Raw genomic sequence first — 22,989 nt, 5'->3', positions numbered from 1 at the left:
CCTTATTGTTCCAGTTGCTTTTCTTTTGAAAGCTCAAACGCACTATGTAATGCATTTACAGCCTCCACTAAATCAGTTTCTTTTACAAGAACCCAAATTGTTGTATGACTATCTGCCGATTGCAGGATTTGAATACCTTTTTCCGCTAAAGCTGTAACGATTTTCGCAGTAACCCCTGGGTATCCTGCCATTCCAGCCCCAACGATAGATACTTTCGCACAATGTTCTGTCACAATTGGCTCATATCCAAGGTTCTGTAATAATTTAACTGCATGACTTGATACATTATCACTCACCGTATATGCTACGCCAGTAGGTGAAATATTAATTAAATCAACACTTATTCCTTCGTTCGCCATCTCTTTAAACACATGTTGTTGCAAATCATATGCCGTTTCTTTTGCAAGCACTTTAATTTGCGTTACGTTTGATACGTGGGCAATGCCTGTAACAGGACGTTCTTCTACATCACGACCTCTTGTAGCACCGTCATATGCTGAAATAAGCGTACCTTCACTATCAGAATACGTAGAACGTACACGAAGTGGCACTTTTGCATGCATCGCAATTTCAACTGCACGTGGATGAACGACTTTCGCACCTTGATAAGCCATGTTACAAATTTCGTTATACGTTACAGTTTGAAGATGACGTGCATCTTTTACAATACGAGGATCCGCAGTCATAACACCTTCTACATCAGTGAATATATCGATGTATTCAGCATGAAGTGCAACACCTAATGCTGAAGCTGAAGTATCACTACCTCCGCGTCCAAGTGTTGTCGTATCACCTTTTTTCGTTTGTCCCTGGAATCCTGTAACGACGATTACATCTACATTTTCTAACTCTTCATGTATACGATCGCAATTCATTTCAATAATCTTTGCATTCGTAAAGTCATCATTCGTTACAAAACCAGCTTGTGCACCATTTAATGCTGCTGCTTTTATACCGTTCTCATTCAACATATTAGAGAAAACAATTGCAGAGATTAACTCTCCACACGATAATAATAAATCTTGCTCACGCTTAGAAATAGTAGATTCCTCTTGATTTACAAGACTTAATAACGTATCCGTTGCATATGGTTCACCTTTACGGCCCATAGCAGATACGACAGTAACTACTTTATAACCAGCAGCTAATGATTTTTTTATATGATGAAGCGCATGCTTACGTCCATTGTCATCACGTACTGATGTGCCACCAAATTTTTGAACAATTATTTTCATATTTTGCACCTTCTCTTAGCCGTTTACACTAATTGTAATTTTACTAAGCGCTCTGCAATTTGAACAGAATTCCATGCAGCGCCTTTTAATAAGTTATCAGATACGACCCAAAGATGGAATCCTTTATCGTTATTTAAATCTTTACGGATTCTTCCAACGAATACTTCGTTTTTACCTACTGCAGTAGCTGGCATTGGATATAACTGCTCTTCTGGATTATCTTGTAGAACAATACCTTCCGCATTTGCAAGTAAGCTCTTTAATTCTGCTACTGTTACGCCTTCTTTTTCTACTTCGATGTAAACAGACTCAGAGTGTCCTGATACAACTGGTAAACGTACACATGTTGCCGCTACTTCTAATTCAGGCATATGCATAATTTTTTTCGTTTCGTTAATCATTTTCATTTCTTCAAACGTAAATCCATTATCTTGGAATTTATCAATCTGTGGAATCGCATTAAAAGCAATTGGGAAATGCTTCTTATCACCTGATACAGGAAGAACATTTGCCTTAACTTCTTCGCCATTTAAGATTGCTTGTGATTGTTCATGCAGTTCTTCAATAGCTGCCGCACCAGCACCTGATACAGCTTGATATGTGGAAACGATTACTCGTTTTAAACCATATTGCTGACGAACTGGCTCAAGAGCTACTACCATTTGAATTGTAGAACAGTTTGGATTTGCAATAATACCATTATGTTCTTTTAAGTCGTTTTCATTTACTTCAGGTACAACAAGTGGCACGTTTTCTGTCATACGGAATGCACTTGTATTATCAACAACAATCGCACCGCGTTTTGCTGCTTCTGGCGCTAATTGTTTCGATACAGATCCACCAGCACTAAATAGTGCAATATCTACTCCTTCAAAGCTTTCAGGAGTTGCCTCTTGAACTGTAAATTCTTCGCCTTTAAATACAAGTTTCTTACCTGCAGATCGTTTAGATGAAAGTAACGTTAATTTCCCGATTGGAAATTCTCGTTTCTCTAAAGTATTTAACATTTGTTCACCAACTGCGCCGGTTGCTCCAACTACAGCGACATGAAAAGTTTTTTGCTTTTCCATCACTATGCCCCTTTCTAGATACCAATCCTTCTATAACTTAGAATCAGAAGGAGTATACAATACCCCTTCTAATCTTAATAACGTTAATTTTATCATATTCTACAGTAAGAATGATGGTTTCATCAAAAATTGTCCGTTTTTTTTCGTTTTTTAATTCATATATCTGAATTTTTCTACGACCACCGGTTGCAATTGCTTCCCTTGCAGCGCTTCTAATACTGTATCTTCCAGTAACTCCATACGAGCTACCATTGAGTTGGGTTTTTTCTCTGGCGCATCTTGACCGAATGGGACGAAGTAGATGTTTTTTGTTGCCATTAGGCGCATGAGATTTACCCCATTTAACCCTAAAGCATCATTCGTCGAAACCGCCAATACGACAGGCTTGCCATTTCTTAGCGTCGCTTTTGCTGCCATTAGTACTGGAGAATCTGTCATTGCATTTGCAAATTTACTCATAGAATTTCCTGTTAAAGGAGCGATTACCATGCAGTCTAATGGAATTTTAGGTCCAAGTGGCTCTGCTCCAACAATTGAATTAATTGCTTTAAAACCTGTTATTTCTTCAATCTTCTTAATCCACTCTGCTCCTTCTCCAAATCTAGTATTTGTTGATTGAACAGTGTATGAAACAACAGGACGTACTTCTGCTCCTTCAGCAATTAATTTTTCTAAGTGCGGCATAACTTCCTCATACGTACAATGTGAACCTGTAAATCCGAAACCAATTCGTTTCCCCTTCAAACTCATTTCTTTTCCTCCTCCTTTGCGATTGCATCTGCTGCTAATAACTGAGAAAGAACATTTGCTAAGATTTGCCCAGCCGTTTTTGGGGCAACAATACCTGGTAATCCAGGTGCTAGCAATGCTTTGACTCCTCTTTTTTCCGCATATCTAAAGTCGGTACCGCCTGGTTTAGAAGCTAAATCAATCACTAACGTATGAGCTGGCATTTTTGCAATAACATTCGCTGTTACAACGAGGTGCGGAATCGTATTAATTACAATATCGATATTTCCTACTTCTTTCTCTATGTCTTGCATATGAAAAGGAGAAAACATCATTTCTGTAATACGTGCAATATGTTCAGATCGTCTTGCTCCAACTTTGACATGGGCTCCTAATGATTGAAATGCTCTCGCAACACTCATTCCTGTTCTACCAAATCCTAGAACCATTACATTGGACCCATGAATTGTATAGTCGGTATGTTGAATTACCATCATTAATGTACCTTCTACCGTTGGAATAGAATTGTATATTGCTACATCATCACGATCAAATAATTTAACAAGTTTTCGGTTCGTAGTAGATACGAGATTTTCCAAGTAAGGTGTACCAATACCTGAATATATAGTAAAGTGTTCTGGTGTATTTTCAATTTGTTCTTTCGTTATTGAAACTTTTTCATTTGAAAAAATAGTATCTACTTCTCCTTTGGCATTTGTACCGGCAACCGGCAAAATAATTGCGTCTACAGAAGTGAAATCTAAATTTTGTATACTTTCTTTTGCTGCCCCTGTGAAACCATGATCTAACTGATCAAAACCTATCAAAGAAAGTTTCGCATCCAATTCAACTAGCTTACGAATTACTTCTAGCTGTCTTGCATCTCCTCCTATGACAGCAATATGCATCTCAGTCAACATTCCCTAATTCACCTTCTTTTTCTGTCATTTATAAGAAAAGTGCCTACTTTTTCTTTTTCCTCCACATCATATGTAATGTACGAGTTTATGGTGATTGAAAATCCAAATGCACATATGATTTATCAGGTTTCTATGTAGATACAAAAAAAGATGACCAAAATGGCCATCCTTCACTCCGAATTTGAACGATCTATACTATCACAAAGAAGCATATCGTGTCCGACTTTCTTTATTTGACTCCATGCCACCCTTACTTCTTGTGGTTCCTTTTTAAAACCTCCCCACTTCCCTACAGGTATTATAAGTGTTTGTATTTGCCCGTCTTTCTCATTAATCTCTAAATCCATATAACCTAAGACTCCCATTTTTTCCGCTTTTTCTATATCTACAACCTCTTTACCACTTAATTCACTTAATCGCATACACACTCCACTCCCCTAATGAATTTTTCATTTGCATTGTCTATAATTAGTACCTATTCTATATGTATAAAAAAAATAACCTTCTCTCATTTAAAAAGAGAGAAGGTTATTTTTTATACATCGTAAAAATTGATTATAGTTTTATTCCTTTTGGAAGTTTTCCGTCTGGACTAATAAGTGCCGCAGAGAACTCGTCAGTAAACATATTGCGAATTAATCCGTCCACATTTTCTTTTGTTACAGTGTTTACACTTTCAATAATCTCATCAAGTGAACGATGTTTACGAAGAAGCAATTCATTTTTACCGTTACGGCTCATACGGCTATTTGTACTTTCTAAACTTAACATTAAGTTTCCTTTTAATTGCTCTTTACTATTCATAAGCTCTTTTTCTGTAATACCTGTATTTTTCAATGTCTCTAATGTTTCTTGCATTGTTTCATACAATGTATCTAATTGTTGGCTACCTGTTCCACCGTAAAGTGTTAACATGCCTGTATCTTCATAAGAAGAGTGGTAAGAAAATACTGAGTAAGCTAATCCACGTTGCTCACGTACTTCTTGGAATAAACGGCTACTCATGCTACCGCCTAAAACATTATTTAATACAATTAAGTTATAAATATCTTCGTGTCCCATTTGTAAGCCTTTATATCCTAGACATAAATGAGCTTGTTCCGTTTCTTTTTTACGGGCTACCTTATTGAAATGGAAAATTGGGCTATGTACTTGTTCACGGTTTGTTGTTCCTTCATAACTACCGAAATATTGCTCCACTGTTTGTAAAAATGCTTCATCAATATTTCCTGCGATTGATACAACTACATTTTCAGGTGTATAATGATCTTTTATATATTGACGTAACGTATCACCTGTAAACGTATTAAGCGTTTCTTCTGTTCCTAAAATAGGATATCCAAGTGGATGCGTTTCATATGTTGCTTTCGTTAACATATCATGCACAATATCATCTGGAGCATCTTCGTACATTTTAATTTCTTCACATACGACATTCTTCTCTTTTTTCAGTTCTTCCTCATCAAATGTTGAATTAAAGAACATATCTGCTAAAACATCTAAAGCATATTTAGCATGCTCATCTAATACTTTTGCATAGTAACATGTATATTCTTTTGAAGTAAATGCATTCACTTGACCACCAATGCTATCAAATGATTCTGCAATCTCTCGTGCACTACGTGTTTCTGTCCCTTTAAAGAACATATGCTCTAAAAAGTGAGAAATCCCATTATTTTTTTCATTTTCATTTCTTGATCCCGCATGGATCCAAATACCAATTGCAACCGATCTTACAGTTGGTATATTCTCCATAACTATTCTTACACCATTTTTACAAGTATATTTTTTAATCAAAAACTTTCCTCCTACTGCCAGTTTCTCTAAATAAAACGCTATTATTTAATGATAACAAGTTTAAGGATGAATGTCATGCAAATGTATTTAATCCACACGTTTTTCATCCAGTAATTCAGTTATATTCCCCACTTTATATCCTTGTTCCTTCAATTTTGTAATCATTATATCTAAAGCCTCTGCTGTAGACGAAGTAGGATGCATTAATATGATAGCACCTGGATGTATTTTTCTCATTACTCTCTGCAATAGTACATCCGGCTCAGGTCGCTTCCAATCAATCGTATCTACAGTCCACATAATCGTTCCCATTTGAAAATCATCTGCAATCTTTACGACTTCATCTCGAAAACTTCCACTCGGCGGGGCAAACCATCTTACTTTTTGATTCGTTACTACTTCTATCATTCGATTTGTTTTTTGTAACTGCTCTCGTATTTCATCAGACGATAACGTTTTCATATTTGGATGTGTGTATGAGTGATTTCCAACTTCTTGTTTTGCATCGACAATCATTTTTGCGAATCGCAAATTTTCTTTCACCCAACGTCCTTCTAAAAAGAAAGTGGCCTTCACATCATGCTTTTTCAATATCTCTAATATGCGAGGCAAATACTCATTTCCCCATGCCACATTTATTGTTAATCCTACCATCTTTTTATTTGGATGCCCTCTATAAATTGGAGCTGGTGATAAATCTTCTAAATGAACACTCGGTGAGACTTCTTTGAATTCAAGATATTTTTGATCAAATTCCTTTAGCTTCTTCATATTATTATACGATGCTTCAATATCCACTTGTCTTCCATTATATCCAGGTGTTGCCTTCCATATTTTATCAATCATCGCATTTTGAGGTGCAATCTCATACTGTTTTGCATGCTTTTGAATTTCTTCATGCAAGTTATCTTGCGCAAAAACAGAATAAGAGCCTAAACTGACATATAAAGAAAATATACATATGTATGCCAATATACGAACTTTCATATAAACCCTCCCAAATTAACTATATAAAAACATTTTCTTCTTATCTTTGTTAATTTGAGCGTTATAATGAAAACTATACCTATACCGACATAAAAATATATTGAACATCATGTTTTTTACATAACAAAAAAAGCCAGTTAAACTGGCTTTTACTTATTGCTGCTCTTGTTTGTTTTCTTCTTTAGCAGCTTCTTTTTCTTGCTCTTCTTTTAGCAATACTTTTCTAGATAGATTTACGCGACCTTGCTTGTCAATCTCGATAACTTTAACCGTAATTACGTCACCGATTTTTACAACGTCTTCTACTTTACCTACACGCTCAAGTGCAAGTTCAGAAATGTGAACTAATCCATCTTTACCGCTGAATAATTCAACGAAAGCACCGAATTTCTCAACACGTTTCACTTTTCCTTCGTAGATTTCACCTACTTGTACTTCGCGAACGATATCTTCGATAATTTTCTTAGCTTTGTCGTTCATTTCTTGGTTTATTGAAGAAATGAATACTGTGCCATCTTGCTCGATGTCAATTTTAACGCCAGTTTCTTCAATAATTTTATTGATTTGTTTACCGCTCGGTCCGATAACGTCACGGATTTTATCTGGATTAATTGTCATTGTAATAATCTTTGGAGCGTACGCTGATAATTCAGTGCGTGGCTCTGGAATAACAGATAACATATGATTTAGAATGTGCACACGACCAACTTTCGCTTGTTGTAATGCCTCTTCTAAAATTTCACGAGATAGACCATCGATTTTAATGTCCATTTGTAGTGCAGTTACACCTTGTGCTGTACCTGCTACTTTAAAGTCCATATCACCTAAATGATCTTCCATACCTTGAATATCAGATAAAATTGTGTAATGCTCACCAGTTTTAACTAGACCCATTGCAATACCTGCAACTGGAGCTTTAAGTGGAACACCAGCATCCATCATTGCTAAAGTACTACCACAAATACTTGCTTGTGAAGTAGAACCATTTGATTCTAAAACTTCAGATACAAGACGTACTGTGTATGGGAAATCTTTTTCAGATGGAATTACAGGCTCAAGTGCGCGTTCTCCTAGTGCACCGTGACCGATTTCACGACGACCTGGTCCACGCATTGGTCTTGTTTCACCAACACTAAATGATGGGAAATTGTAATGGTGCATAAAACGTTTTGATTCTTCTACGCCAAGACCATCTAAAATTTGCACATCGCCTAATGCACCTAATGTACAAATACTTAATGCTTGTGTTTGTCCACGAGTGAACAAACCAGAACCGTGTGTACGAGATAAAATACCAACCTCTGATGCTAATGGACGGATTTCGTCACCTTTACGGCCATCTGGACGGATTTTTTCAACTGTAATAAGACGACGTACTTCTTCTTTTACAATTTTATATAAAATCTCATTTACTTGTCCTAATGTATCAGCGTCAGCTTCCTGCGCTTCGTAATGCTCAATAACACGCTTTTTCACTTCGTTAATTGCATCTTCACGTGCATGTTTCTCATGTACTTGAATTGCTGAATGCATATCTTCTTCAGCCATTTCACGTACAGCTTGGTTAAGATCAGCGTCAACTTCATAAAGTTTCACTTCTGATTTCTCTTTACCTACAGCTTGTACAATCTCTTCTTGGAATGCAATTAGACGTTTAATTTCGTCATGACCAAACATAATTGCTTCTAACATTGTTTCTTCAGGTACTTGATCTGCTCCTGCTTCAACCATGTTAATCGCATCTTTCGTACCAGCTACAACTAAGTGGATATCACTTTGTTCTTGCTGTTCTACTGTTGGGTTAATAACGAATTCGCCATTAATACGGCCAACTGTCGCACCAGCGATTGGACCTTCAAATGGAATATCTGAAATCGATAACGCTAATGAAGAACCAAGCATAGCTGCCATTTCAGAAGAACAATCTTGATCAACACTCATTACAATGCTGACAACTTGTACTTCGTTACGGAAGCCATCTGCGAATAGCGGACGAATTGGACGGTCGATTAAACGACTTGCCAAAATTGCTTTTTCACTTGGACGACCTTCACGCTTAATAAAACCGCCAGGAATTTTTCCGACTGCATATAAACGCTCTTCATAGTTTACTGTAAGTGGGAAGAAATCTACATTTTTTGCTTCTTTTGATGCAGTTGCTGTAGATAGAACCGCTGTATCGCCATATCTTACTAATACTGCTCCGTTCGCTTGTTTTGCAAGCTGACCAGTTTCAACTGTTAGCTGGCGACCAGCTAAATCTATCGAGAAGACTTGCTTTTCTTGACTCATTTAAGTACCCCTCTCAATTTAAAGTATTCAATTCTTCTATGTAAATGGATAGTATATCACAATATTCTACCTCTAGTATTGCCTAAAATTAAGTAAGCTATAAAGCGTAGAAGATATATTTTTACCTAACAAAAAAGCGGGAATATTCCCGCTTCTTTGACTATCGACGTAAGCCAAGCTTTGTGATTAATTCACGGTAACGTGTGATATCGCTATTACGAAGGTAAGTTAGTAAGTTACGACGTTTACCAACCATCTTTAATAGACCACGACGTGAATGATGATCTTTCTTGTGAGTACGTAAGTGCTCGTTTAGAGTGTTAATTTGCTCCGTTAGGACAGCAATTTGAACCTCTGGAGAACCAGTATCAGTCTCATGAGTTCTAAATTGTGCAATGATTTCATTTTTACGTTCTTGTGTTAAAGCCATCCTATTTCACCTCCTATTAATTAAACCCCCAATTACCTAGCAAGCGTCGGTGAGTCGCAATGCCAAGCAATGGTTGTCATAAAGTACATAACATAGAATACTACTTTTCATTTGAAAAAGCAAGTATATTCTTTTCGCTCATAAAATATTCTTGTGCTGTTTTCTTATCTTTTGCGATTTGTTCAACTAACTCATCAATACCGTTGAATTTCTTTTCTGCTCTTATACGCATATGCCACTCTACTGTAACATTTTGATCGTATATATCTTTGTTAAATTCAAATAAGTGCACTTCAATTGATAATTGACGCTCATCTTCTTTAAAAGTCGGTTTATATCCAATATTACATACACCATCGTACCATTCATCGTGAACTTTTAATCTCACTGCATAAACACCTACAGGTGGCAATAAATACTCATCACTTAAACCTACATTAGCTGTTGGAAAACCAATTTGACGCCCACGTTTGTCGCCGTGTATAACTGTTCCCGCTACAGTATAGGCTCTACCTAAAATAGATGGAATTTGCTCCATTTCGCCATTTCGAATTAACTTTCGTAATGCTGTAGAACTTACTTTCTCTTCTTGAAATTCAACTTTTTCAATCACAGTCTGTGTAAACTCCCCTCTTGCATGAAATGGTAAAGTCTCCATCTTTCCTTTTCCTAAACGTCCATATGAATAATCAAACCCTGCTACTACATGCTTTACATTTAAACCAATAATATAATCATCTACAAATTGTTGCGGTAATAACCCTGCAAATGATTCATCAAATTTAATCACATATAATATATCGATTCCTAAGCTTTCGACTATTTTTTCTTTATCGCGCATTGGTGTAATATACTCCACATGCGCATCCTTTTTCCCTAAAACAACAGATGGATGAGGATGAAATGTCATAACTGCACTTTTATATCCTCGTTCGTCCGCTATTTTTTTCGCAGTTCGAATTACACATTGATGTCCTAAATGAATGCCATCAAAAAATCCTAATGCCATTACAGTAGGTGGTAATTCTAATTTATTTTGTTCATGTGGATGAGTTAAATGAATAAGTTTCACGCTTGAATTCACCTTTTTCTGTAATAATCCTTCCAATAATTCATTATAGCTTTAGTTCTTGATTATTCACAAGTACTTTCATCGGCTTTAACATGCCAGGATGTTTCGGATGATGTTCATAAATTGCTAAGCAACGATCATTTTTATCAAACACTGTAATAAATGGTGCTGTTATTTCTAATTCATTCTTTAAGAACATACCATTCTTTATTTTCTCTGCTTGCTTTTCATCTACAACCATTTTTGGAAACTTACTTAATGCTTCATCAATTGAAATGAAGATAGACTCTACTGTTCCATTTTGCACGTTTTCTTCAATTTCTTCAAATGATATGCAATCTTCTAATAAAAATTCACCAGATGCCGTTCTTACAAGGTGAGACATATGTGATGGGAAACCAAGTTTCTCCCCGATCATTACAGCTAATGTTCTTACATATGTTCCTTTACTACACGTTACACGGAAACGGAATGAAATATTTTCACCTTCAAAAACTTCACGATCATCAAGTAATACGAATTCATGAATTGTAATTGTACGAACTGGACGTTCCACCTCTTGTCCTGCTCTTGCATATTCATATAATTTTTTCCCGTTTACTTTTACAGCCGAGAACATTGGTGGCATTTGTTCAATCGTGCCTGTTAATTCCGCAAGGGCTTTCTCTACTTCCATACGAGTAATAGTACGATCTACATTTTTCGTTTCAACAACCTCACCAGAAGCGTCTTCAGTTGTCGTCGAAAACCCTAATGTTACTTCACCTTCATATGTTTTCGTTTCACTTGTTAAAAATTGTGCAATTTTCGTTGCTCGTCCCACACAAATAGGTAATACTCCTGTTACATCTGGATCTAATGTTCCCGTATGACCAATTCTCTTTTCTCGCAATATCTTTCTTAATTTAAATACACAATCATGTGATGTCATGCCTTTTGGCTTATGTAATAATACTACACCTTCCATATATGTTCACCTCATCATAATTCTTTCGTATTAAATATCCAAAACTTATTTTGCATTGAAAAAATGGATAGACAAATGTCTATCCATTATTCTTCACGTTTACCGTCTTTATTAATTTCATGTAAAAGTGTATCAATTCGATGACCATATCCGATAGACTCATCAAACTCAAAGGTAATTTCCGGTGTTTTACGAAGACGAATACGTTGGCCAATTTCTGAACGAATAAAGCCTTTTGCCTTCGCTAAACCTTTTAAAGTATTTTCTTTCTGTTCTTCGTCACCTAAAACAGAAATATATACTTTAGCAATTTGTAAATCACCACTCACTTGTACATCTGTTACTGTAACAAATCCAATACGTGGGTCTTTAATTTTACGACTGATAATATCGCCTAATTCTTTTTTCATTTGCTCGCCCACACGGTTCGCACGTAATTTCATAACTCTTCACCTCATTCAATACCATTCCAAATGTGTTATTGTACGTTCAATTTCAGGAAATGAATCGATGTACTCAAGTACACGATTCATTTCTTTTTCACAGATAACACGATTTGAGGATACGGAAACAATTGCAATTTCTGTACGTTGCCATACATCTTGATGCCCAACTTCAGAAACAGCTACATTATAGCGCTGTTTCACACGAGTTAACACACGTTGTAAAATTGCACGTTTCTCTTTTAAAGAATGCACATCGTAAATCATACACTCGAATGAGAGTGAAGCGATAATCATCGCTTCACTTCTTCCATAATGTACGCTTCAATGATGTCCCCTTCTTTAAGATCATTATATCTCTCAATTGTAATACCACACTCATAGTTTTGTGCAACTTCTTTTACGTCGTCTTTGAAACGTTTTAACGTATCAAGTTGTCCTTCGAAAATTACTACGCCGTCACGGATAATACGTACGCCACTATCACGCGTAATTTTACCGTCTGTTACGTAACAACCTGCGATTGTTCCAACTTTTGTTACTTTAAACGTTTGACGAACTTCTGCTTGACCGATTACTTTTTCTTCGAATTCTGGATCAAGCATACCTTGCATCGCTGCTTCAATCTCTTCGATTACTTTATAAATAATACGGTGTAAACGAATATCAACGTTCTCTAATTCAGCTGTACGCTTCGCGTTCACATCTGGACGTACGTTAAATCCAATTACAATTGCATTAGATGCAGAAGCTAAAATGATATCAGATTCTGTAATCGCACCTACACCAGTGTGAATGATTTTAACTTTTACACCTTCAACATCAATTTTACGAAGTGATGCTGCCATCGCTTCAACAGAACCTTGTACGTCTGCTTTTACGATTAAGTTAATTTCTTTTACATCGCCCTCTTGGATTTGTTGGAATAAATCTTCAAGGCTTAATTTAGATTTCTCACCACGTTGTGCAACTAAAGCTTCTTGTGCACGTGATTCACCAATTTGACGAGCTTTCTTCTCATCAGCGAATGCCATGAAACGATCTCCAGCCTGTGGTACTTCGTTTAAACCAGTAATTTCAACAGGAGTTGATGGACCAGCAACTTTTACACGACGACCAATATCACTTACCATTGCACGAACACGTCCGAATGAAGTTCCAACAACGATTGGATCTCCAACTCGAAGCGTACCGTTTTGAACAAGTAATGTCGCGATAGTTCCTTTACCTTTATCAAGCTGTGCTTCGATTACTGTACCAGTTGCATAGCGGTTTGGATTTGCTTTATATTCTTCTACTTCACTTACAAGAAGGATCATTTCTAGTAAGTTGTCAATGCCTTCGCCTTGAATTGCAGAAATTGGTACGAAAATAGTATCTCCGCCCCAAGCTTCTGGAACTAATTCATATTCTGTTAGTTCTTGCATTACGCGATCAGGGTTTGCAGCTGGTTTATCCATTTTATTCACAGCAACAATAATTGGTACTCCTGCTGCCTTCGCATGGTTAATTGCTTCAACCGTTTGTGGCATAACACCGTCATCCGCTGCAACAACAAGGATTGTAATATCCGTTACTTGTGCACCACGAGCACGCATCGTTGTAAATGCTGCGTGACCAGGTGTATCTAAGAATGTAATCTTCTTATCGTTTACTTCAACTTGATATGCACCGATATGCTGAGTAATTCCACCCGCTTCGCCTGCAGTTACTTTTGAGTTACGAATAGAATCCAGTAATGTTGTTTTACCGTGGTCAACGTGTCCCATGATTGTAACTACAGCTGGACGTTCTTTTAAGTTCTCTTCATCATCTTGCTCATCAATGAATGTTTCAAACTCAGTCTCGCTCACAATTACTTCTTCTTCTACTTCAATACCGTAGTCGTTAGCAATTAACTCAATTGTATCTTTATCCAAGTCTTGGTTAATTGTTGCCATAATTCCAAGCATGAAGAGCTTCTTAATAATTTCAGATGGCTCTTTGCTTAATTTTTTAGCAAGATCTCCTACTGTAAGGCTTCCAGAGAAAGTAATTTTATCTGGTGTTTCTACAATTTGAGTTTGTTGTCTACCAGCAAAGTTCTCTTGACGTTTGTCTTCGTTCCCTTTGCCTTTTTTCTTTTTCTTATTGCTGTTCTTTTTACTGCGAACAACTTTTTCTTCTACTTCAAACTCATCTGCAACAGAAGGTTTTTCAGTTTGATATTCATTATCTAATTTATTTACTACTTCATCGTCTAACATTGTCATATGATTCGAAACCTCGATATTCATTTCTTTTAGTTTTGTCATAAGATCTTTACTTGAGATATTATGTTTTTTTGCATATTCATGCACTCGAATTTTACTCATACCTTCACCCCCGGTAATTTGTATCGAGCATGCTACGCAGCTTTTTCGCAAAGCCTTCATCTAACACAGCTACAACGACTCGCTCATCTCTCCCAATCGCATGCCCTAATTGTTGTCGATTTTCGACCTTTCTCATTGGTACGTTGTAGTACGTAGTTTTATCTGTGATGCGTTTTGTAGTATTTACTGACGCATCTTCAGATAGCAATACAAGTTTTGCTTTGCCACTTCGTACTTCTTTTAAAACGAGTTCTTCACCCGAAATAATTTTCCGAGCCCGGTTTGCTAGTCCTAAAAACGATTTCCAATCGGACACTTATTTCGACTCCTTCTCAACAAGCTCAAGAAGCTCTTCATATAAAGAACCGTCGATTTTCGCTTTTAGATGATGTTCCAAAACATTTTTCTTTTGAGCTTGAAGAATGCTCTCCTTGTCCTTCGACAAGTAAGCACCTCGTCCTGATTTTTTCCCAGTTAAATCAATGGACACTTCTCCCTCTTTGGAACGAACAATGCGAACGAGCTCTCGTTTTGATTTCATTTCTTGCGTTGCAACACATTTTCGTAACGGAACTTTTCGATTGCTCATACTCATCACCTCTATTCGATTTCGTCTTCCACTGAATCGAATCCAAATGCGATTACGCTATCTTCTTCTGTTACAATACCAAGTTGTTTCGCATCAGACTCACTCTTAATGTCAATTTTCCAGCCTGTTAATTTAGCTGCAAGACGTGCATTTTGTCCACGCTTACCGATAGCTAATGATAGCTGGTGGTCTGGAACAACTACTGTTGTCGCTTTTTCTTCTTCATCTACAAGTACTTTAACAACTTGTGATGGGCTTAATGCATTTGCAACATATTCAACTGGATCATTTGACCAGCGAACGATGTCAATTTTTTCACCTTTTAATTCATCTACAATGCGTTGTACACGTTGCCCTTTTGGTCCTACACAAGAACCAACTGGATCAACATCAGTGTTCTCTGCATATACAGAGATCTTAGAGCGATCGCCAGCTTCACGTGCTACAGAACGAATTTCTACAGTTCCATCATAGATTTCAGGAACTTCCATTTCGAATAAACGTTTTAAAAGACCAGGATGTGTACGTGATACGTAAATTTGTGGTCCTTTTGTCGTTTTTTCTACTTTCGTAATGAATACGCGAATACGATCATGTGGTTTGTATTGCTCATTAGGCATTTGCTCACTTACAGGTAATAAAGCTTCTACTTTTCCTAAGCTTACATAGATGAAACGAGCATCTTGACGTTGTACAATACCTACCATAATATCTTCTTCACGGTCACTAAACTCAGAGTAAATAACACCGCGCTCTGCTTCACGCACTCGTTGTGTTACAACTTGTTTTGCAGTTTGTGCTGCAATACGACCAAAGTCTTTTGGTGTTACTTCAATTTCTAGTACGTCACCATCTTGATAGTTTGGATTAATTTGTCTTGCTTCCTCTACAGAAATTTCAAGACGTGGATCAAACACATTGTCTACTACGTCTTTACGTGCTAAAACTTGAATTGTTCCCACTTCTGGGTTAAAGCTCACACGAACGTTTTGTGCTTGATTAAAATTGCGCTTATAAGCAGAGATTAAAGCTGCTTCAATCGCATCAATAATAATGTCTTTGCTAATGCCTTTTTCAGATTCTAATACGAGCAAAGCATCTAATAACTCAGTGCTCATGAAGATCCCCCTTCTAACTAAAACGTAACAGCAAGTCGCGCATTTGCGACTTTATCCATCGAAATTTGGATTTCTTTTTTACGTGTTTTAATTGTTAATAATAATGTTATTGTTGTACCATCGTAAGAAAGCAGCTTTCCTTCAAACATCTTTTCACCATCAATCGGCTCATATGTTTTAATTGCCACTTGTTTTCCTACCGCTTGCTGGAAGTCTTTTTCTTTCTTTAATGGGCGTTCCGCTCCAGGAGATGATACATCCAAAAAGTAAAGATGAGGAATTGGGTCCTCTTTATCTAAAGCTTCGCTTAAACGTTCACTTACCGCACCGCATTCTTCAATGTCGACTCCCTTTTCAGAATCGATGAATACGCGTAAGAACCAGTCTTGTCCTTCTTTCACATACTCTACATCTACAAGTTCAAGATTTAACTCTTCAACGATCGGCTGCGCAAATGCTTCTACAACTTCTGTGACTTTCTTATCCATAAACAGCCTCCTTCCTGCCGTCATGTACCATTTAAAAGAAGAAGACCCCGCCAATTTAAAAACGGTCTATCTTATTCTTTCTCGTTAGCTAACAAAAGCCCCTGCTGTTCAGCAGGGATTATCTGTCTTAGTATTACCAAATTTAAGAAGTAAAACTTGTAACAAAATATGTATATACGACAGAAATCTTTTACCTATCTACGTAGATAAAACATAGATAGTAACACGAAAGAGTGGGTTTCCCCACTCTTTTCTTTACACAATATACATGACATGGTTATCTCGGTTAATAGTATATCATAGGAAATGTTGATTTGCAAAGACTTTTCCTACCTACTAGAACAGTGATAACTGGTTTTGATCCGGTAAGTCTCCTAAACAACCTTGGCTATCTAAATACTCAATAATTGTTTTCGAAACCTTACTTCGCTGTTGCAAGTCTTCTTTTGATAAGAAGTCTCCATTTTTACGTGCTTCTACAATACTTAAAGCTGCGTTTGTGCCAAGACCAGGTACTGCATTAAATGGAGGGATTAATGTATCTCCATCAATAATAAATTCTGTTGCATGTGAGCGGTATAAATCCACCTTTTGGAATGAGTATCCACGCTCACACATTTCAAGTGTCATTTCTAGTACCGTTAATAAACTCTTCTCTTTCGGCGCAGCATCGAGTCCCTTTTGAGCAATTTCATCAATTCTTGCACGTATAGATGCTGAACCTTTCGCCATTGCCTCTACATCAAAATCATCTGCACGAACTGTAAAATATGCGGCATAGAATAACAGTGCAAAATGTACTTTAAAGTATGCGATACGTACAGCCATAAGTACGTAAGCAGCCGCATGGGCTTTAGGGAACATGTATTTAATCTTCTTACATGAATCAATATACCAACCTGGTACATTATTATTTTTCATGTCTTCTTCCCATTCTTCCGGTACACCTTTACCTTTACGAACCGACTCCATGATTTTGAAGGCTAATGATGGATCTAGACCTTGATAGATTAAATATACCATGATGTCATCACGACAACCGATAACTTCGCTCAGCGTACATGTACCGTTATAAATTAACTCGTTTGCATTACCAAGCCATACGTCAGTACCATGTGATAGTCCAGAAATTTGGACTAACTCTGAGAATGTCGTCGGTTTTGTCTCTTCTAACATCTGTCTTACGAATTTTGTACCAAACTCTGGTATACCAAGTGTACCTGTTTTACAGTTAATTTGTTCTTCCGTTACCCCTAACGATTCTGGACCAGAGAAAATTTTCATTACTTCTGGATCATCCGTTGGGATTGTTTTCGGATCAATACCACTTAAATCTTGTAACATACGAATAACGGTCGGATCATCGTGTCCTAGTATATCAAGTTTCAATAAATTATCATGAATCGAGTGGAAATCAAAATGCGTTGTTCTCCATTCAGCACCAATTGAATCAGCTGGATACTGTATTGGTGAGAAATCAAAGATATCCATGTAATCTGGCACAACGATAATACCGCCTGGATGCTGTCCTGTTGTACGTTTTACACCGGTACACCCTGCTACTAAGCGATCAATCTCTGCATTTCGAATCGTTAAGTTATGATCATTTGCATAACCTTTTACATATCCGTAAGCAGTTTTTTCCGCAACTGTACCAATCGTTCCTGCACGATATACATAGTCTTCACCGAACAGTACTTTCGTATAGTTATGGGCACGTGGTTGGTATTCCCCGGAGAAGTTCAAATCGATATCGGGTACCTTATCTCCTTTAAATCCAAGGAACGTTTCGAACGGAATGTCATGTCCATCTTTTACATATGGAATATTACAAGCAGGGCATTCTTTATCTGGTAAGTCAAAACCAGAACCTACAGAACCATCATTAAAGAATTCTGATTGCTTACACTTCGGACATACATAGTGTGGTGGTAATGGGTTTACTTCTGTAATTTCCATCATCGTTGCAACAAATGATGACCCTACCGATCCACGCGAACCTACTAGATATCCGTCTACTAACGATTTTTTCACAAGCTTATGTGAAATTAAATAAATTACGGCGAATCCATGCCCAATAATACTTTTTAATTCTTTTTCTAAACGTGCTTCTACAATTTCCGGTAGCTCTTCACCATAAATGCTACGCGCCATTTTATAACTCATATCACGCGTTTCATCATCAGCACCTTCAATTTTCGGTGTATATAGATCGTCTTTTACTGGATGCACATCACCAATTAATGACGCAATCTTTTGTGTATTTGTTACAACAACTTCTTTCGCTTTGTCTTCACCTAAGAATGAAAAACATTCTAACATTTCATCAGTTGTCCGGAAATGTACTGGCGGTAATGAATGTCGATTTAACGGATTGGCTCCGCCCTGCGAACTGACTAAAATTTTACGATACATTGCATCCTCAGGGTCTAAATAATGCACGTTTCCTGTAGCAACAACTGGTTTATCTAACGTCTCACCTAGTTTTACTAAGTTAGAAATAATTGTTTTTAATTGACCTTCGTCTCGAACAAGTTCACGTTCTACTAAATGACGCAACACCTCTGGAGGCATTACTTCAATGTAATCATAGAACTGGGCAATTTCTTCTACCTCTTCAGGTGCCTTTTGCATCATTGCCTCGAACACTTCACCTTTATCACAAGCCGTTCCTACTAAAATTCCTTCACGGTATTTTTTTAATAGTGACCTCGGCACACGTGGTACACGGTAAAAGTAATTAAGGTGAGAATATGAAACAAGTTTATATAAATTTTTCAATCCAACATCTGATGTGGCAAGTAACGTCATATGACTTGGACGGCCACGCTTATACGCATCCCCTTGTCCCATGCTATCATTTAATTGATCGTGATATTCAAATCCCTTTTCAATTACGTCTTTCAACATTTTCACAAGTAAATATCCCGTCGCTTCTGTATCATAAATCGCACGGTGATGTTGTGTTAATTCAATATCAAGTTTTTTACACATCGTATTTAATCGATGATTTTTCATTTCTGGGAATAAGAATCGTGCAAGTTCTAACGTATCAATAACGGGGTTATTCGTTTTTTCTAGTCCAGCCTTTTTAAAACCTACGTTAATAAAGCCCATATCAAAGCTCGCGTTATGGGCAACAAGTGTATGGTCGCCCATCCATTCCTCAAACTTTTTAAACACTTCGTCCACTTCAGGTGCATCAGTTAACATATCATCTGTAATACCTGTCAATTCAATAATCGTCGCTGATAATGGTTGATGTGGATTTGCGAAAGATTCAAAGCGATCAATAATTTCGCCACCCTTTACTTTTACGGCAGCCAACTCAATGACTGTATCGTATACAGCTGATAAACCTGTCGTCTCAACGTCGAAAACAACATACGTTTCCTCTGCAAGTAAACGATGCGCTTCGTTATACGCTATCGGTACACCATCATTAACTAGATTTGCTTCTACACCATATATAACTTTAACTCCAGCCTTCTTCCCCGCAGAATACGCCTCTGGGAAAGACTGAGCCACGGCATGGTCTGTAACCGCAATAGCCTCATGTCCCCATTTACCAGCTTGAGCAACAAGCTTAGAAACTGGAGTGACAGCGTCCATTTGACTCATCGGAGTATGGAGATGCAGCTCTACTCGTTTTTCGCCTTCTGGTGCTTTATCTTTACGAGACGGTCCTGTTATTTCATTAATATCATTTGCAATCATTACTAAATCTCGAACGAATGTATCGTTTTGAACAGAACCACGCGCTTTCACCCACATTCCTTTTTTCAAGGATTGCAGCATTGGAATATCTTCTTTGTCACGCGAGAACATTTTGATCATAATAGAATCCGTATAATCCGTTATTTTTAAAGTTAATAACGTACGTCCGCTACGAAGCTCTTTTGTTTCTACATGGAAGACATATCCTTGAACCGTTTTTCTTCTTTCTTCATCTTGAATTTCTCGCATCGGTGTAATCTCTTCATCTGGCTTAATAAGATACCCGAGTGTAATCGGTCCTTCATACACAACGCTGCTTTCTTCAGCTTGCTTCTTCGCCATTTCTTCCATAGCTTGTATAACACGCTCGCGGTCTTCTTGCTGCGTTTGTTCACGAAATTTTTGCATTTCTTCTGTATTTTGCTGTATATGTGTGTCTAACTGAAAACGCGGGAATCCAAAAACTTCGTATTGATCCCCTACTGGTTTCGCAACGTTTTTCTTTAAAGCAGTAGACTCCAGCTCGTTATTCACATTTATTAGCAACTTCACTCCATTCACCTGCGGAAGCTGCTTCTTTAAGTATGCGAACATAGGTGAAAATGTAATTCGTTCCGTACAAAGCGGCCAATACGCCCTCACTTCTTCTTCTGTAAATTGTTTATTCTCTGTTTCTAATGCAAATGTTGTTCTTGCAATATGAGAAAATGATTGCTTAAGCTTTGTTTCTAGCAATTCATATAATTCTGTAGGCAAAATACGTGGCACTTGTAAATCAAAATGCCAACTTTTATTCGCTTTATCAATAACGAGCCTTTCAATACCACCGCCTTGTAAATATTGATTTATAAGGTCGTCTGGTATTTGCAACTGCTGGAGCAAAATTTGAAATCGCTCTTGTTGTTCATTTGTTAAAGACATAAGCACTCTCCTTCCATTTGCTATTATAAATTGAAACGTACCACAAAGAAAGATTTCTCACCTCTTCTTTTACAAAATACGTTTACAAAGAAAGAGAAGGTACCCCATTACGAGGTACCTCTTCTTATTTTAAAATATTTGCAATATATGTTTGAAGTTCTTCTACGTTTACTTCTTCAGACTCACCTGTAGCACGTACTTTCACTTCTACAATACCTTCGTCTGCTTTTTTACCAACTGTAACACGAACTGGAAGACCGAATAAATCTGCATCTGCAAATTTAACACCTGCACGTTCTGCACGATCGTCTAATAACACTTCATAGCCTTGTTCTTGTAATGAGTTGTAGATATTTTCACCCATTTCACGTTGTGCATCCGATTTCATATTTACTGGAATTACATGCACATGGAACGGTGCTACAGCTTTTGGCCAAACTAAGCCGTTCTCATCGTTAAACTGCTCTGCAATTGCTGCCACTGTACGAGATACACCGATACCGTAACAACCCATAATAAGTGGTTGTGTTTTTCCGTTTTCATCTAGGAATGTTGCGTTCATTGCTTCACTATAACGAGTTCCTAATTTGAATACATGACCAACTTCAATTCCGCGTGCAAAAAGAATTGTTCCGTTTCCATCTGGAGATTGGTCTCCTTCTTGGATGAAGCGTAAATCTGTATATTGACTTACTTTAAAGTCACGTTCTGGATTTACATTTACATAATGGAATCCTTCTTCATTCGCTCCTGAACATCCGTTAACAATTGATGCTACAGCATGATCAGCAATAATTTCGATATCACCTGTTACATTAATCGGTCCTAATGAACCAACTTCACAATTTAATAATGCTTTTACTTCTTCATGAGAAGCAAGCTCAACAACTGAAGCGCCGTATACATTTTTCACTTTCACATCGTTTACTTCGTGATCACCACGAACAAGTACCACTACTAATTTCTCATCTACTTTAAACACCATAGACTTAATGCACTTGTCAGCTGCAATGTTTAAGAATGCAGATACTTCTTCAATTGCTTTTTGGTCTGGTGTTGCTACTTTTTTAAGTGCTTTTTCTGCTTCGTCACTCTTCGTATACGTAGCTACAACAGGAGCCATTTCGATGTTTGCTGCATAATCAGATGTGTCAGAGTATGCAATTGTATCTTCACCAACATCAGATAATACCATAAATTCATGTGTATCTTTTCCGCCCATTGCTCCAGAATCAGCAATAACTGCACGGAAATTCAAGCCACAGCGAGCAAAAATGTTAGAGTATGCTTTATATAAACGATCGTATACTTCATCTAAGCTCTCTTGTGTAGCATGGAAAGAGTATGCATCTTTCATTAGAAACTCTCTTCCACGTAATAAGCCGAAACGAGGTCTTTGCTCATCACGGAATTTTGTTTGAATTTGGTATAATGTTAACGGTAATTTTTTATATGATTTCACTTCATCACGCACAAGATCCGTAATTACTTCCTCATGTGTCGCTCCTAATGCGAATTCACGAGCATTACGATCTTTCATACGCATTAATTCAGATCCGTAAGAATACCAACGACCTGATTCTTGCCACAATTCCGCAGCTTGCATAGCTGGCATTAATAATTCTACAGCTCCTGCGCGCTCCATTTCTTCTCGAACGATACGTTCTACTTTGTGTAATACTTTTAATCCAAATGGTAGAAAGCTATAAATACCAGAAGCATTTTGACGCATAAAACCTGCACGAAGTAATAGCTGATGACTCTTAATTTCAGCATCAGCTGGAACTTCACGTAATGTAGGACTGAATACCATACTTTGTTTCATTTATTTGCACCTCTTCATTTTACTCTTACACGCAG

The 22,989-nt window shown here is 37.3% G+C and carries 20 protein-coding genes; all 20 read right to left on the bottom strand.

Annotated features, from left to right (window positions below; genetic code table 11):
• Nucleotides 1-2: 2 nt before the first annotated feature.
• The 20 genes from dapG to HMAS_RS05450 all read right to left on the bottom strand — a co-directional run bounded on the left by dapG (nt 3) and on the right by HMAS_RS05450 (nt 22,954).
• Entirely contained in the window at nt 3-1,235 is a 1,233-nt protein-coding gene (gene dapG / locus HMAS_RS05545; protein WP_000692451.1) for an aspartate kinase, read from the bottom strand.
• 23 nt (nt 1,236-1,258) lie between these two features.
• A complete protein-coding gene (asd, locus tag HMAS_RS05540) occupies nt 1,259-2,305 on the bottom strand; it encodes an aspartate-semialdehyde dehydrogenase (RefSeq protein WP_000414846.1) in 1,047 nt (348 codons plus the stop codon).
• Nucleotides 2,306-2,455: 150 nt separating this feature from the next.
• Entirely contained in the window at nt 2,456-3,055 is a 600-nt protein-coding gene (gene dpaB / locus HMAS_RS05535; protein ID WP_000053596.1) for a dipicolinate synthase subunit B, read from the bottom strand.
• On the bottom strand, nt 3,052-3,954 hold the full coding sequence (gene dpaA / locus HMAS_RS05530; RefSeq protein WP_000954735.1) for a dipicolinic acid synthetase subunit A: 903 nt from the start codon (nt 3,952-3,954) through the stop codon (nt 3,052-3,054). The genes dpaB and dpaA overlap by 4 nt, the downstream gene beginning before the upstream one ends.
• Nucleotides 3,955-4,124: 170 nt before the next feature.
• Complete coding sequence (locus tag HMAS_RS05525; protein WP_001239759.1) at nt 4,125-4,376, bottom strand: YlmC/YmxH family sporulation protein; 252 nt, start codon at nt 4,374-4,376, stop codon at nt 4,125-4,127.
• Between the two features lie 133 nt (nt 4,377-4,509).
• Nucleotides 4,510-5,751, bottom strand: coding sequence for a M16 family metallopeptidase (locus HMAS_RS05520; RefSeq protein WP_000592996.1), 1,242 nt, complete (start codon nt 5,749-5,751; stop codon nt 4,510-4,512).
• A gap of 87 nt (nt 5,752-5,838) precedes the next feature.
• Nucleotides 5,839-6,738, bottom strand: coding sequence for a polysaccharide deacetylase family protein (locus tag HMAS_RS05515; protein ID WP_000868224.1), 900 nt, complete (start codon nt 6,736-6,738; stop codon nt 5,839-5,841).
• Between the two features lie 153 nt (nt 6,739-6,891).
• The gene (gene pnp / locus HMAS_RS05510; protein WP_000076737.1) at nt 6,892-9,030 is read right to left on the bottom strand and encodes a polyribonucleotide nucleotidyltransferase; all 2,139 of its coding nucleotides are present in this window, start codon (nt 9,028-9,030) and stop codon (nt 6,892-6,894) included.
• A 160-nt stretch (nt 9,031-9,190) separates the two neighbouring features.
• Nucleotides 9,191-9,460 carry a 30S ribosomal protein S15 gene (gene rpsO, locus HMAS_RS05505; RefSeq protein ID WP_001229392.1) on the bottom strand — a complete coding sequence of 90 codons (270 nt, stop codon included), beginning with the start codon at nt 9,458-9,460 and terminating at the stop codon, nt 9,191-9,193.
• A gap of 100 nt (nt 9,461-9,560) precedes the next feature.
• Nucleotides 9,561-10,532, bottom strand: a complete 972-nt coding sequence (gene ribF, locus HMAS_RS05500; RefSeq protein WP_000766706.1) for a bifunctional riboflavin kinase/FAD synthetase — start codon at nt 10,530-10,532, stop codon at nt 9,561-9,563.
• A gap of 43 nt (nt 10,533-10,575) precedes the next feature.
• Nucleotides 10,576-11,499 (bottom strand): tRNA pseudouridine(55) synthase TruB, encoded by a 924-nt coding sequence (gene truB, locus HMAS_RS05495; RefSeq protein ID WP_000399350.1) that lies wholly within the window; start codon nt 11,497-11,499, stop codon nt 10,576-10,578.
• Between the two features lie 86 nt (nt 11,500-11,585).
• Entirely contained in the window at nt 11,586-11,942 is a 357-nt protein-coding gene (rbfA, locus tag HMAS_RS05490) for a 30S ribosome-binding factor RbfA (protein ID WP_000776437.1), read from the bottom strand.
• A 15-nt stretch (nt 11,943-11,957) separates the two neighbouring features.
• Complete coding sequence (locus HMAS_RS05485) at nt 11,958-12,239, bottom strand: DUF503 domain-containing protein (RefSeq protein WP_000582363.1); 282 nt, start codon at nt 12,237-12,239, stop codon at nt 11,958-11,960.
• Nucleotides 12,236-14,296: a translation initiation factor IF-2 gene (gene infB / locus HMAS_RS05480; RefSeq protein ID WP_000036343.1), complete on the bottom strand. Its 2,061-nt coding sequence runs from the start codon at nt 14,294-14,296 to the stop codon at nt 12,236-12,238. Before infB ends, HMAS_RS05485 begins: the two co-directional genes overlap by 4 nt.
• Nucleotides 14,297-14,300: 4 nt before the next feature.
• A complete protein-coding gene (locus tag HMAS_RS05475; protein WP_001286523.1) occupies nt 14,301-14,612 on the bottom strand; it encodes a YlxQ family RNA-binding protein in 312 nt (103 codons plus the stop codon).
• Nucleotides 14,613-14,885: an RNase P modulator RnpM gene (gene rnpM, locus HMAS_RS05470; RefSeq protein WP_000071127.1), complete on the bottom strand. Its 273-nt coding sequence runs from the start codon at nt 14,883-14,885 to the stop codon at nt 14,613-14,615.
• Nucleotides 14,886-14,896: 11 nt separating this feature from the next.
• On the bottom strand, nt 14,897-16,003 hold the full coding sequence (gene nusA / locus HMAS_RS05465) for a transcription termination factor NusA (RefSeq protein WP_000102604.1): 1,107 nt from the start codon (nt 16,001-16,003) through the stop codon (nt 14,897-14,899).
• A 17-nt stretch (nt 16,004-16,020) separates the two neighbouring features.
• Nucleotides 16,021-16,491 (bottom strand): ribosome maturation factor RimP, encoded by a 471-nt coding sequence (gene rimP, locus HMAS_RS05460; RefSeq protein ID WP_000359096.1) that lies wholly within the window; start codon nt 16,489-16,491, stop codon nt 16,021-16,023.
• Between the two features lie 336 nt (nt 16,492-16,827).
• Nucleotides 16,828-21,129 carry a PolC-type DNA polymerase III gene (locus HMAS_RS05455; RefSeq protein WP_000060005.1) on the bottom strand — a complete coding sequence of 1,434 codons (4,302 nt, stop codon included), beginning with the start codon at nt 21,127-21,129 and terminating at the stop codon, nt 16,828-16,830.
• A gap of 124 nt (nt 21,130-21,253) precedes the next feature.
• Nucleotides 21,254-22,954, bottom strand: coding sequence for a proline--tRNA ligase (locus HMAS_RS05450; protein WP_000814309.1), 1,701 nt, complete (start codon nt 22,952-22,954; stop codon nt 21,254-21,256).
• Between the last annotated feature and the right edge of the window lie 35 nt (nt 22,955-22,989).

It is taken from the genome of Bacillus sp. HMA207 (assembly GCF_003402455.1).
Taxonomy (GTDB): domain Bacteria; phylum Bacillota; class Bacilli; order Bacillales; family Bacillaceae_G; genus Bacillus_A; species Bacillus_A cereus.
Note: the sequence above shows the minus strand (reverse complement) of the source record. Positions and strands in the feature narration are given on the sequence as shown.